The sequence below is a fragment of the Streptomyces sp. ATCC 21386 genome (assembly GCF_018728545.1).
Taxonomy (GTDB): Bacteria; Actinomycetota; Actinomycetes; order Streptomycetales; family Streptomycetaceae; genus Streptomyces.
Genome location: NZ_JAAVVL010000001.1, coordinates 5,895,848 through 5,908,406 on the forward strand (window position 1 = coordinate 5,895,848; position 12,559 = coordinate 5,908,406).

Below are 12,559 nucleotides of genomic sequence, written 5' to 3' on the forward strand. Positions count from 1 at the left end.
TCACGTGACGACGCGCGTCATCATCGTCGACGACCAGGCCATGGTGCGGGCCGGCTTCGCCGCCCTGCTGGCCGCCCAGAGCGACATCGACGTGGTGGGCGAGGCCCCCGACGGCGCGCAGGGCGTCGAGCTGAGCCGGCGTACCCACCCGGACGTCGTGCTGATGGACGTGCGGATGCCGGAGATGGACGGGCTGGAGGCCGCACGCCGCCTCCTGGAGCCGGCACCCGGTGTGACACACCGGCCGCGCGTCCTGATGCTCACCACCTTCGACGTCGACGACTACGTCTACGAGGCGCTCCGGGCGGGCGCGAGCGGCTTCCTCCTCAAGGACGCGCCGCCGGCCGACCTCATCGCGGCGGTCCGCGTCGTGGCCTCGGGCGACGCGCTGCTCGCCCCTTCCGTGACACGCCGCCTCATCGCGGACTTCGCCAAGCAGCGTCCCGCCGCCCGGGGCAAGCCCGCGGCGCTGCGGCTCAAAGGCCTGACGGAACGCGAGAGCGAGGTCCTCATGCTGGTGGCCCGCGGGCAGTCGAACAAGGAGATCGCGCAGACGCTGGTGCTGGCTGAGCAGACGGTGAAGACGCACGTCAGCCGCGTCCTGACCAAGCTTGACCTGCGCGACCGCGCCCAAGCGGTGGTCTTCGCCTACGAGTCGGGGCTGGTCACTCCAGGCGAGTAGGACCGCCCCCGCCCCTCCTCCACCCCCTACCGCGGTAGCACCCCCACATTGGCTCCCCGGTATGACGCCCGGCGCAAGGCCGTCCCCGCACTCTTCACCCGTCACAGAAAGTGCACGTGAGAGGGAGACGGGACATGAGGCTACGCAGGGGCAAGCGGCAGAAGGCGGACACCCGGCCCGGGGTCCCGGCCGCCACGCCCGCTCTCGCCGTCGAACTGCGCGACGTCCGGCGGCAGTACGGCCGCGGGGGCGGGCACGGTGCACGCCCTCGCGGGCATCGCCTCGCCCTGCCGCGCGGCACGTTCACCGCGGTCATGGGACGTGCTGCTGCCCATGCGCCTGGCCGGGCAGCGCCAGGACCGGCGCCAGGCGCAGGCGGTGCTCGCCCAGGTCGGACTCGCCGACAAGGCCAAGCGCCGGCCCGGAGAGCTCTCCGGCGGTCAGCAGCAACGCGTGGCCGTCGCCCGCGCCCTGGTCACCAGCCCCGACGTGATCTTCACGGACGAACCCACCGGCGCCCTCGACACCGGCACCGCCGCCGAGGTCCTCGGCCTGCTGCGCAACGCGGTGGACGCTCTGGGCCCCACCGTTGTCATGGTCACCCACGACCCGGCCGCGGCCGCCTGGGCCGACCATGTGCTGTTCCTCGCCGACGGCGCCTTCGCCGACCACCTCGAGCGCGGTTCGGCGGAGCAGATCGCGGCACGGATGGCCGTGCTCACCTCGCGCGCCTCCCGCTCCGGTGCGACGGCGGGGGTGGCGGCATGACGCGCCCCAACGGACTCGCCCGTGAGGCCGTGCGCTTCAAGCCCGCGTCCTTCGCGGGGACCTTCCTCGCGCTGCTGATGGAGGGTCGAGGAGAAGGCCACGGCGAGCACGATCGAGGTGATCGCGGAGGCGAGGCGGCGGGCGTTGGTACGCGCGACGGTTCCGGCGGCCGTGAAGACCGCGACGATGGCGGCGACGCCGCCGAAGGAGCCGCCGATTCCGAAGAGCGTCACCTTGGCGTACCCGAGGCCCGGGTCCTCGACGGCACCGCGGTCGTCGCCGGTGTGGACCTGGACGCCGGAGCCGGCCAGGGCCTGCTTCACGGCGCCGGCGAGGGCGTCGGCGTCGGTGCCGTCCTCCGCCGGCACGGCGCCGGCGTCGGCCTTGCCCTGCCGGCGGTCACGCTGCCGGCCCGGGCCACGCTGCGCCGCTGGTCCTAGCCCATCCGGGGCGGCAGCCGGCATCGCATCGGCCCCCGTACCCGGCTCCCACCCCGTATCGGCTCCCGTCTCTCGGGCCGCGGAGCAGCGCACACCGTGCCGCGGCGGCCCTTGCCCGCGTCCGGCACGAGCCGCGGGGCGGCAGCGCGACATGCCGTGCGCGCCCCCTGCTGCCCCCTTCCTCACCCGGGTAATGACGGAAAGGACACTCATGACCACAACCCTGGCTCCCCCGGCCCCCATCGGGAAGGCCGCTGTCGGAGCCCTCGGTTTACTGGCACTGGCCACCGGCGCTCTGGAGTCGGTGGTGTCACCGACGGTCCCGCTCCTGGAACGCGAACTGGACATGAGCCAGTCCGAAGGGGCGCTGCTCAGCATCGTGCTCCTCATCACCGGGGCACTCATCACGCCGTTGGCAGGCAAGTTCGGCGACCGCTACGGCGGGAAACGGGTCCTGATCCGGCTGATGGCGGTCGTCGCGGTCGGCGGCACGGTGTCCGCCCTGGCCCCGAACCTGCCCGTGCTGCTGCTCGGGCAGGTGCTGCAAGGGGCGATGGTGGGCGCGCTTCCCCTGTCGTTCATCGTCGTGCGCAAAAACCTGCCCCCGGGAGAGTCGAAGGTTGCCATCGGGGTGGTCAGCGGACTCTTCGTCGGGGGAGGGATGGTCGGCATGCTGTCGGCCGGGCCGGTGGCGGAAGAGCTCTCCCGGCACTGGATGTTCGCGCTGCCCACGATCGCGGTCATCGGGGCCACCCTGCTCGTGAACAGGCTCATGCCGTCCGACCAGCCGGGCGGGTCGGACGACGCCGACATCGACTGGCCCGGCCTGCTGCTCCTGAGCGGGACACTGGTCACGCTCATGCTCGTACTCGCGCTGGCGCCCGAAGCGGCCTCGCAACCACTCGTGCTCGGCGCCCTCGTCGTGTTTCTGGCCGTCTTCGTCACCGGTTGGGTGTCCGTCGAACGGCGTGCGGCCTCTCCGATGATCGATCTGCACATGCTGGCACGGCCCGCGATCTGGAAGGCGTGTGCGCTGACATTCGTGATCTGCCTCGGCACCTCGATGGCGGTCTATCTCGTTCCGCAGCTGCTCGACGAGCGCGGCGACGGGTACGGATTCAGCGCCAGCGCCACCGAGATCGGCTTCTTCCTGCTGCCCGGCGCCGTCGCCGCGACGCTGGCCGGGCCGCTCGGCGGTATCGGGGACCGGCGTTTCGGCTCGCGTGCCGTGGTCGACACCGGGGTCGTCATGATGGCCGTCTCCCTGGTCGTCCTGGCGTCCGTGCACACCGAGGTCTGGCACGTCGTCGTCGGCAAGGCGCTGATCGCGCTGGCCAACGGCCTGTGCGTCACGGCGATGATGACCAGCACCGCCACGGCCGTCGATGCCAAGGACACCGGCATCGCCACCAGCCTGATCCTGGTGAGCCGCGTACTCGGCTACGCCGTGGGCGGGCAGCTCGGTGGTGCGCTCCTCACCGCCGCAACCCCTTCCGGGTCGGAGGTCTCGGCCGAATCGGCCTACGTCACCGGCTTCGTCATAGCCGGCGTCGTCACGTCGCTGGCCCTGTTCGTCACTCGTACCATGCCCAAAGGAGTCAAGGAATGACCCTCACCGATCAGCTGACGGATGTCCGTAGCACGCCGAGGCGCAAGGTCCTGGTATCCGGGGCGAGCATCGCGGGGCCCGCCCTCGCGTTCTGGCTGAACCGCTACGGATACGCGGTCACGGTCGTGGAGAAGGCGCCCACCCTGCGTGGGGGTGGCTATCCCATCGACGTGCGCGGCACCGCACTGGAAGTCGTCCGGAGGATGGGGATCCTGCCGCGGCTGCGGGAGGCGCACATCGACCTGCGGCGGCTGACCTTCCTCGATTCGGACGGCAGCGAGGTGACCTCCCTTCACCCGCATGCCGTCACCGGCGGCGTCGCGGGACGGGACCTGGAGGTACGGCGCGGGGATCTGACGGAAGCGCTGCACACGGCGGTCCGTGACGACGTGGAGTTCCTGTTCAACGACTCCATCGACACCCTCGACCAGAGCGACCACGGGGTCGACGTCACCTTCCACGGGGGCGGCAGCCGCACGTTCGACATGGTGTTCGGTGCGGACGGCATGCACTCGCGCACCCGGGAGATGCTGTTCGGTCCCGAAGAGCAGTTCCACCGCTACCTCGGCTACTGCTTCGCTGTGTTCACCATGCGCAACACCTTCGGGCTCTCCCACGAGACCGTGATGTGGAACGCCCCGGGCAGGGCCGCGGCACTCTACGCCGTGGGGGACGACGACGAGGTGCACGCCTTCCTGAACTTCGCCCGGCCGGAGCCGCCCATGGAGGCGTTCCGGGACCCGCAGGCCCAACGCGACCTGGTCGCCAAGGTCTTCGCCGACGCGGGATGGGAGGTCCCGGGCATGCTGGCCGCCCTGCGCGAGGCGGAGGACCTGTTCTTCGACGGGGTCAGCCAGATCCGCATGCCCCGCTGGTCCAGCGGCAGGGTCGCGCTGGTCGGCGACGCCGCGTACGCGCCCTCGTTCCTCACCGGACAGGGCACCAGCCTCGCGCTCGTCGGCGCGTACATGCTCGCCGGCTGCCTCGCCAACCGGGGTCACGGCGCGGGCTTCGCCGCCTACGAACGCGACACCCGGCAGTTCGTGACCGCGAACCAGGGGCTGGTCAGCCAGGGCGGCGCCACCCTCTTCCCCACCACCGCCCAGGCCCTGGAGCAGCGCAACGAACGACTGCGCAGCCTCAGCGCCATGCCCCCGGCGGAGGGAAGACCGGCTCATTCGGCGCTCACTCTGCTCGAGCCCCTGCGCCCGGCATGACCGCCGAGCCGGGTCGGGCCCTGCCGGCTGATGGAGCTCCATCTGGAACAAGCCGAGCCGTTGCGTCACCGACCCGTGTCATGCCGTCAGCGCGGGTCGACGCGCGGCCGTAGCGGGCGATCGTCATGTTCAGCTGTTTCTCGTCGGCAGCCTCGACGAGCTCGTTCTCCAGCTTCGTGGCGAGCGTGCAGCGCACCCGGTAACTCCGGGCGGCCCCGCCGCTGTCGTTCTCGCACCGGCCGTCACCGGGGAAGCTGGGCGGTCTTCTCCGGACGGGCCACGCCGACGTAGTGCATGGCGGTCTTCTCCGTGATGCCGAACAGGCGCATCAGCCCGCAGACTCACCAGCGGCTGAGCCTGGCCCACTGCGACGTGCCGGCCCACCTGAGGACCAGCGCCGACACCTACGACGTGCTCTACAGCGTCTTCGGCGCCGTCGACTTCACCGAGCCGCGCGAACTGCTGCCCGCGGCGCTGAGCGCGCTGCGCCCCGGCGGGCGGCTGGTGTTCGCCACCCTTGCCCATCACCTCGGCGGCGCGCCGGCCCATCCTAGAGTGCGGCACACCGAGATCGGTGCGAAGACGCCGGACGGCACGGTGGTGCTCATGCGCCGCTGGGTGCTTCAGGAGCCCGTGTGGATCATGCTTCTCGACGAGGCCGGGTTCACACAGATCAGTACCGAGGTGCTGCCCGGTGGACCGGGGACGCGCGCCGCCGACACGCTCCTGGTGACGGCGTTTCAACGGGTGGTCGGCAGACCGTCTGACGCGATGCCTTACGCGGTGGGCCCGGCTGCCCGGGACATCCGTAGGTTCGGCCGCTTCGTTAGCAGGAGGCCCTGCTGAGACTGCGGATTCCGCGTCGCGTTAGCAGCGTGTCGATCGGCTGGTCTTTAGCAATCGCGTGGACCGCCGGGAAGCATCGTCGGAGTGGAGCCCGGTCCGGCTGGGGCTGTTCAGTCGGCAGTCTCGATCCGCTCCGGGGCGATGCCCAGGATGAGCTTCTCCAGCGCGTCCTGGGCATCGCCGAACGTAGCCAGCCAGGTCGCGACCAGGTAGATCTCGCTGTTCTCGTCGATGCCGAGGAAGAATCTGCCCTCATCGAGTTCGCCGAGGGGGAAGATGGCGCGCCCGATGGTGTGACTCCAGTCGGCGAAGCGGTCTTCCTCGCCGATCAGGTTGTCCGGGTCGAAGTTGAAGGGGGTCTTGGCGCAGGTGATCCCGGGGCCACTGATCTGGACGTCCAGGCCACCGAACTCCGCCAAGAAGGCTTCAGCGGCATCGTGCATGCGGACCAGGCCGGTCTTCTCGAGCGTCTTGCGCCAGTGGTCCGTCGAGATGTGCCGTCCCGGCCGCCAGCCTGCTGAGCGCAGTGTCTCCTCGATCACGCCAGTTCCCCGTAGATACGTCGCCGCCGCATCGACCCATGCCTTGTCCACCGGCACGTCTTCTGGCCAGCCGGGCCGCCGGTCCGCCTGCCAGTGGGCGAAGTCGTCACGCAGGAACTGCGGGTCAACTGGCTTGAGTCGCACTTGCTGTCGCTGATCGGCCCACCAGACCTCGAATTCGGCCTCGGTTCCTTCGTCTGGCCAGCGTTCTGCGACCGCCGGCAGAAGCAGAACATCGACGAACCCTCCGACCGGAAGACCGATGTCGACGAATATCCCGATCGCGCCCGGCCTCGGGACTGCTGTCACCGTCCCTCGGAACCGTTGTCCGAACCGCAGGCCGCGACGGATTCGAATCCACTCTTCAGCGCTGACCACCCGGACATCCTGGCATCCCGCTGTTGCGCGTGGCGGCCAGACAGTCGTGGTGGTGGGGCTGGGGCCCAGCGCCGTTGACCCGGGACTGCTCGCTTCCGACCCAGTCGTTGCTAACGCGCGTCGGAAGATTGCCAGCCGACTGCTGGAGATCGACCGACACTGCTAACGGACCCCTGGAACCTACAACATCGCCTACGGCTCATTCCGCCGGCCTCCGGAGCCCCGTGTACAGTGGCGCCACCGACGCGGGGTGGAGCAGCTCGGTAGCTCGCTGGGCTCATAACCCAGAGGTCGCAGGTTCAAATCCTGTCCCCGCTACGAAGGAGAAGGGGCCCGGCATCAGCCGGGCCCCTTCTCCTATTTCTTTGATCAAGCGTGATAGCCGGTCCTGAACCTGCCACCGGGGTGCAGCCGTGCCTGGCCCGAAGTGACCGACTGCCGCAGCTGCCCCCTTTCCCGCCATTGACCGGTTACAGCTCGAACTGGAGGTCGACGATGTCGTTGAGCTGCACTTCCAGACCGTGCGCGCGGCGCCCGTTGTCGCGAAAGTAGACCTCGCCCAGGGCTTCGGCGGCGACCTGGCGGAGGTCGTTCTCGTCGGCGCCGGTTTCCTGGGCTTGGAGGAGGCGGGCGGCGTGGTGGGGTGGGAGGGCGAGGGTGAGGTGGCGTACGCGGGCCTGGTCGGTGCTGCCGGGGGCGGCGGTGTAGCCGAACCTCGCCTGGACATCGATCATGATGCCGCTTGTGGTGGCCGCGGCCTGCTTCGCCTTCGCCCTGATCTGCGGCTGCCAGCGCGCGCGGACCTCACGCTCCAGCCGCTCGGCGAGCTCCGGCCGGGGGGTCTTGATCTGCTTGTTCACATACCGCTCGACGGTGCGCTGGCTGATACCCAGCAGTTCGGCCACGCGTCGGGTGCTGCGCTGGTGTTGTCGGACCAGGTAACGCATCTGCGCCCCGGCGGACTTGGGGACAGGCCGCGTGAACGCCCCCTGCACCGCCTTGTCGAGTTCTTCCCCGACCGTGACCATCGGCGTAACTCTCCTATTCCCCGGTGTCCTTGGCGGTGACCTCGCCGGTCTTGATGTAGCGGGCGAGGTTGGCGACATGGCCGTCGGCGGCGAGCTGTTCGAGGACGTCCGCCCCCCACAGCACGCTCTGGGTGCCCTCGTGTTTGACCATGCCCGGCGAGACCCCCAGCCGGAAGCTGCCCGGTACGGTCTTGCCGTCCGCGCCGTAGGGCAGCACGTCCAGCGGGCTGGGGCCGTCGGCCGCGTACACGGCGCAGTCGGAAAGCACCGCGACCGGGTAACGGCCGGTGGCGGCTGCCAGGTTGAGCATCTTGCGGTGCATGTTGATGCGGGCCCGGGAGATGACGGTCGCGCGGATGTCCGGGCGCCAGGTCGGCCGGGCGAGCGCGGGCCAGGCCTGCCCCGGCTTCCAGCCGCCGCCGCGCGCCTTCTCCTGCAGCTTGCCGATGCCGCCCTTGACGGTCATCTTGACCGCGTCCACCACGATCCCCAGCTCCGGATCACGGCTCTTGTAGCCGTCCATCGCCTGAAGGAAATCGGCCGGGGACAGCTTCTCCGCGACGCCGAGGTCCGCCATGGTGGCGACGTAGGCATCGCGCAGCCGCTTGTACCAGCCGTCCAGGAACCGGCCGCTCTCCCGGCGCACCCACGCCTCCACGGGCGCGACGTCGTAGCCGAGCTCGACGGCGTACGCCACGGTGGGCGTGGCGTACCAGGCCGGACCGGTCGGGCGCTGGCCGCTCGGCGTGAACGGGCTGGGCAGCAGGCCACCGTCGAGGTCGCGCCACTGCTTGGCGACCTTCACCCGGGACAGGTCGACGTGGGAGAGGTCGACCAGCCAGGAACCGGGCACCGCCGCATCGAATGCGGGGCGGGTGACGTGCTCGGGCGGCGATGACAGCCCGACGACCGCCCCGTTGGCGGCCGCGCCGAAGGCGAAGTTCACATCCACGCCGACCAGGTGCCGCTGCATGCACTCGGCATCGGTCAGGTCCCGCGCCCAGTCGTAAGCCTCCTCGAACAGCCGCTCGCCGGGGCCGCGCACGTGGAAGCGGGGCAGATGGGCCAGGACGGGGTGTCCGTCGGTCGCCTCGCACGGCGCGGGGTCCACCGGCTGCGTGCCCAGTGACCCGGGCCGGTGCTCGCGGTGCCGCTTGCCGGTGGCGTCCGGCTCGCTCGCGCGGGTCGGCGGGTTGAGCGCGGTCATCAGCTGCAGCCCCGTCACGGCCGTTGAGCCGACCGGCGTCATCACCCGCACCGCATACACGCCCAGCACTCGGGCGAGCTCCGCGGGCTCCAGCTCTGCGGCATGGCCCCAGGCACGACCGTCCAGGGCACGCCAGGAGGGGATGCACAGCTGTACGCACTGGCGGCGGCTGCCGTGGGCGGGGCGGTAGATCCGCGCCCACGGCCCCAGCCCACGCTTGGTGAGCTGCCAGTCGGCGCGCTCCAGCTGCTTGATGACCTTGTGACCTTCCGGCAGCCGCCCGGCAAGCCGCTCGGCCTCGGACAAGGCGGCGGGCAGGCCGTAGCGCTCGCACGCGGCCTCGGTGAGCACCAGCAGCGGGTCGCCGTCCTTGCCCGAGCCGTGCAGCTTCTCCGACCCCAGCTGCGCCTCGGTGAGCGTCCACTCCACCAGCGCGGGCAGCGACTTGGCGGGCACGTCCAGGATCAGACCGCCGACGCCGTAGCCGGTCACATTCCGCTCTGTGCCGGCGTCGAGGACGAGCAGCGGACCGTGCACGTACAGGCCGCTGGGCGCGGGAGTGTTCGCCGGGGCGGGCTTCTTCGCAGCAGGGCGGCGCGGGCCTGAGGTCCGTTCGGCACGCGGCGGCGGCCCGGCGGCCGGTGCGCCCGCCGCCGGGGCAGTGGCCGAAGGTGCGGCGGTGGGCTCCTCGGCCGCAGGCGCGACAGCCGCTTCCGGCGCCCCGCCTGCGGGCTGGGGCCGCGCCGCGGGCGCTACGGGAGTGACGGTCGGCGCCGCCGGGGTGTCCGTGTTCTCCTGCGGAGCGCCGGTGACCTCGGCGGCGGGGTAGAGCTTGGCGAGCTGCTTCAGCAGGCGCGCGTACGCCTCCCGCTCCGGGGGCCGCGGCTCGGACTTGCCCGACTCCCAGCCCCCCACGGTCGCCCGCCGCACGCCCAGGGCAGCGGCCACCTCGTCCAGGGTGAGCGCGTGCGCCTGGCGCAGCCGCCTGCGCTCGGCCGGCAGCGGCAGCGCGGAACGGGACGCGACCAGAGCGTCAACCGCGTCGAACAACTCGGACATCGAGACACCTCCGCCACCCATCTTACCCTGAAACGGCCTTCTCGCGTACTAATAGCGTGCGGATCGCGTACTAACAGCGTACGGACGGCGTTCGGGGTGGTAAGGTCCGTCACCGAACCTGGACTGGTGAGAGCGTGACGAAGCAGCGCGAAAGCATGCGACGTGTTCGAGGGGGAGCGGTGGCAGCACAGGGTGACGGCTGGTCCGGCATGGGAGGGAACTGGACGGACGCCGACGACATCCGCCGGCGCCTCGACACCGGGCGGCGGTGTTCGGCTCTGCGGAGGCTGTTGCGGAGCTCGCCCACCGGGTTGCGGATGGACGCGCTCGAAGACGGGGTGACGGCCCTGTGGGAAGCCGTCATGTCCCGGAAGCCGGCCAACGCACGGGCGCTCGCCGCTGCCGGGGCCGATCCCTGGCGGCCGTCGCTCGGCGGCTGGTCGCCGGGGCGGCTGAGCCTGGCCGGACCGACGCCCGGGCTGTTCCCGGCACCGGACGGGGTATCCCTCACCGCTACCGAGCGTGCGGCAGCGCAGGAGGCCCCTCGCCTCACCGCGGCGCTGGGTGAGTTCTACTACGACGGCACGGGCCTGGCCTGCGTGGCGGGCATCGACGCAGCCGAGGCGGTACGCCGTCTTGAGGCCACGCCGGTGGTGGACGACAGCCTCCTCGGCGTGCTGAACGAGCTGCTGGAGGACCCCTACGCGCACGACATGGACGAGAGCCTGCACATCGTCGGCGTGACGTCCGTGCCGGGCGGCTGCGTGGTCACGGGGTGTTCACGAGTGGGTCCGGCCAGCAGCAGGTGGACCCCTTGAAGATCGCTTCCCGTTCGCCCGGTGATCGTTTCCCAAGTGGGCTGTCACCGCCGGGTGGGCCAGATCATCGGCTTGGAGGAGCGTCTCGCCGAGACACTGGACCGCTTGGTCCAGAAGCAGTTCGGGACCTGCCGGGGTGGTGTCGCCCGACGGCTCGCCGTCCCAGCAGTCGGCGGACTGGGAAGTGTTGCGGAGCTCAGGTGTTGGGGTGGGTCCAGTTGTCGAGCAGTCGCCGCAGGTGGCGGCGTTCGACATCGTTGCGGGCGGCTTGGATCGCGTGGTGCATCAATTGCCGCGCTTCGAGTCGCCGGCCGAGTTCGGCGGTGAGCTGAGCCCGGAGTGCGAGCAGCCGGTGATCGCCGGGGGCGGCTGGAACACCGTCGAGAGCGGCGATACCGGCGGCGGGTCCGCGGGCGAGGGCGATCGCGGCGGCGCGATTGGCCAGGACCGCCGAGGACGGTGTCTGTTCGGCGAGCCGGTCGTAGAGGGTGACGATGGCATCCCGGTCCGGCACGGGCTGGACCTGGAGGGCGGCGATGCCGGCCTGCAGTACCCACCGGCCGGGGCGGCTGCCGCTGCGGCGCAGGGCCTCGGTGGCGAGGCCGAGTCCATGGCCGATGTCGTTCCACCGCCAGCGGTCGCGGTCCTGATCGGCGAGCAGGACCAGACCGTCGCCGTCGGTGCGGGCGTCGCGTCGCGCGTCGGTGAGCAGCAGCAGTGCCGACAGGCCGAGGACTTCGGGTTCGTCGGGCAGCAGCCTGCGCAACAAGGCCGCCAGGCGCAATGCCTCGTCGCACAGGGCGGCACGGACCAGCACCGGACCTTCGGCGGCAGTGTGCCCTTCGGTGAAGACCAGGCCGATGACGGTCAGTACCGCGTCCAGGCGGTCCGGCCACGCGGCGCGGGGCGGGATGTCCAGCGCGATCCCGGCGTCGCGGATCTTGCGTTTGGCCCGGACCAGGCGCTGGGCGACGGTCGATTCGGTGGTGAGCAGCAGCCGGGCGGTTTCGGTGGCGGTCAGCCCGCACAGCAGGCGCAGCGCGAGCGGCACCTGGGCGGAGGCGGCCAGGGCCGGGTGACAACAGGTGAACACCAGCCGGAGCAGGTCCTCGGCTGCGGTGTCGGACCAGCACACGGCGCCGAACGGGTCGTCGGGATCGCTGACGCTGTCGGCCGCCGGTTCGTCGCGCAGTTCGTGGGCCAGGGTGGCGAGTTTGTCCACCGCGACCCGGTCGCGCCGCAGCCGGTCGAGAATCCGGCGGCGGGCGGTGGTCTGCAGCCAGGCGCCCGGCCGGGTGGGAATCCCGTCGTGGGGCCATGTCTCGAAGGCCTTGGCGATCGCCTCGGCGGCGGCGTCCTCGGCCCGGTCGAGGTCACCGGTCCACCGCGCCAGAGTGGCCACCAGCGTGGGCCACTCGGCCCGGTAGACCTGTTCGACGGCGACCTCGACCGGGTCGGACACCCGCTCAGCCCAGCTCGGCCAGGGACCGGACCTCGACCGAGCCGAAGTCAGCGGCCGGGCAGTCGGCCGCGTACTTCAGCGCGGTGTCCAGATCGGCCGCCTCGACGATCCAGAAGCCGCCGAAGGACTCCGCCAACTCGGCGTACGGCCCGTCGGTGAGCAGAACCTCCCCCTGCCGGTTGCGCACCGTCGTCGCCGTGTCGGCGGAGTGCAACTGCTCCGCGCCCCGCAGCACCCCGGACTCGGCCAGCGCCCGGGTGAAGGACACGAAACGTTCCATCGTCGCCTGGAGCACCTCCGGCGTCATCTCGGTCAGAGCGGAGTCGTCGACGTGTGACATCAGGATGTAGCGCATGGCAGTCCCTTTCCTCGCGGCGGCTGTACCGCCTCTCACCAGTCCGACGCGCGCACCGGCGAGGTTTCGACAGCGTAGGACATGTGTTTTTCGGGCCGGCCGTCAGCGCTGCGTCCGCACGGCCGGGTGCCGGGCCGTCGAGGCGGCC

At 71.2% G+C, this 12,559-nt stretch carries 11 protein-coding genes, 1 tRNA gene and 2 pseudogenes; 8 read left to right on the top strand and 6 right to left on the bottom strand.

All coding sequences use genetic code 11. From position 1 onward, the window contains the following. Positions 1-4: 4 nt before the first annotated feature. The 5 genes and pseudogenes from GWK25_RS25315 to GWK25_RS25335 all read left to right on the top strand — a co-directional run bounded on the left by GWK25_RS25315 (position 5) and on the right by GWK25_RS25335 (position 4,716). On the top strand, positions 5-682 hold the full coding sequence (locus GWK25_RS25315) for a response regulator transcription factor (protein WP_215453300.1): 678 nt from the start codon (positions 5-7) through the stop codon (positions 680-682). A gap of 134 nt (positions 683-816) precedes the next feature. Then, positions 817-1,450 (top strand): annotated as a pseudogene (locus GWK25_RS25320) (ABC transporter ATP-binding protein). Beyond that, positions 1,447-1,890 carry a hypothetical protein gene (locus GWK25_RS44830; protein ID WP_215453302.1) on the top strand — a complete coding sequence of 148 codons (444 nt, stop codon included), beginning with the start codon at positions 1,447-1,449 and terminating at the stop codon, positions 1,888-1,890. Before GWK25_RS25320 ends, GWK25_RS44830 begins: the two are co-directional and overlap by 4 nt. A 211-nt stretch (positions 1,891-2,101) precedes the next feature. Then, complete coding sequence (locus GWK25_RS25330; protein WP_215453305.1) at positions 2,102-3,499, top strand: MFS transporter; 1,398 nt, start codon at positions 2,102-2,104, stop codon at positions 3,497-3,499. After that, positions 3,496-4,716 carry an FAD-dependent monooxygenase gene (locus GWK25_RS25335; RefSeq protein WP_215453308.1) on the top strand — a complete coding sequence of 407 codons (1,221 nt, stop codon included), beginning with the start codon at positions 3,496-3,498 and terminating at the stop codon, positions 4,714-4,716. The genes GWK25_RS25330 and GWK25_RS25335 overlap by 4 nt, the downstream gene beginning before the upstream one ends. Positions 4,717-4,819: 103 nt before the next feature. Here GWK25_RS25335 and GWK25_RS25340 read toward each other — a convergent pair. Further along, a pseudogene (locus GWK25_RS25340) lies at positions 4,820-4,930 on the bottom strand (AAA family ATPase); the annotation flags it as partial. Positions 4,931-5,010: 80 nt separating this feature from the next. Between GWK25_RS25340 and GWK25_RS25345 the strand changes: the two are divergent. Next, positions 5,011-5,562: a hypothetical protein gene (locus GWK25_RS25345; protein ID WP_215453309.1), complete on the top strand. Its 552-nt coding sequence runs from the start codon at positions 5,011-5,013 to the stop codon at positions 5,560-5,562. A gap of 110 nt (positions 5,563-5,672) precedes the next feature. Here GWK25_RS25345 and GWK25_RS44585 read toward each other — a convergent pair whose 3' ends face one another. Beyond that, on the bottom strand, positions 5,673-6,482 hold the full coding sequence (locus tag GWK25_RS44585; protein WP_215453310.1) for an SUKH-3 domain-containing protein: 810 nt from the start codon (positions 6,480-6,482) through the stop codon (positions 5,673-5,675). Between the two features lie 244 nt (positions 6,483-6,726). Here GWK25_RS44585 and GWK25_RS25355 point away from each other — a divergent pair. After that, positions 6,727-6,800, top strand: a tRNA-Met gene (locus GWK25_RS25355). A 152-nt stretch (positions 6,801-6,952) separates the two neighbouring features. Here the strand turns inward: GWK25_RS25355 and GWK25_RS25360 are convergent. Together GWK25_RS25360 and GWK25_RS25365 are read right to left on the bottom strand one after the other, a co-directional pair. Beyond that, complete coding sequence (locus tag GWK25_RS25360) at positions 6,953-7,510, bottom strand: XRE family transcriptional regulator (protein ID WP_215453311.1); 558 nt, start codon at positions 7,508-7,510, stop codon at positions 6,953-6,955. A 13-nt stretch (positions 7,511-7,523) separates the two neighbouring features. Next, the gene (locus GWK25_RS25365) at positions 7,524-9,776 is read right to left on the bottom strand and encodes a helix-turn-helix transcriptional regulator (RefSeq protein WP_215453312.1); all 2,253 of its coding nucleotides are present in this window, start codon (positions 9,774-9,776) and stop codon (positions 7,524-7,526) included. A 179-nt stretch (positions 9,777-9,955) separates the two neighbouring features. On the opposite strand from GWK25_RS25365, the gene GWK25_RS25370 reads away from it, so the two are divergent. After that, the gene (locus GWK25_RS25370; protein ID WP_308404315.1) at positions 9,956-10,594 is read left to right on the top strand and encodes a hypothetical protein; all 639 of its coding nucleotides are present in this window, start codon (positions 9,956-9,958) and stop codon (positions 10,592-10,594) included. 196 nt (positions 10,595-10,790) lie between these two features. Here GWK25_RS25370 and GWK25_RS25375 read toward each other — a convergent pair whose 3' ends face one another. Both GWK25_RS25375 and GWK25_RS25380 read right to left on the bottom strand, forming a co-directional pair. Then, positions 10,791-12,056 carry an RNA polymerase sigma factor gene (locus tag GWK25_RS25375; protein ID WP_215453313.1) on the bottom strand — a complete coding sequence of 422 codons (1,266 nt, stop codon included), beginning with the start codon at positions 12,054-12,056 and terminating at the stop codon, positions 10,791-10,793. Positions 12,057-12,060: 4 nt separating this feature from the next. Further along, entirely contained in the window at positions 12,061-12,411 is a 351-nt protein-coding gene (locus GWK25_RS25380; RefSeq protein WP_215453315.1) for a YciI family protein, read from the bottom strand. Between the last annotated feature and the right edge of the window lie 148 nt (positions 12,412-12,559).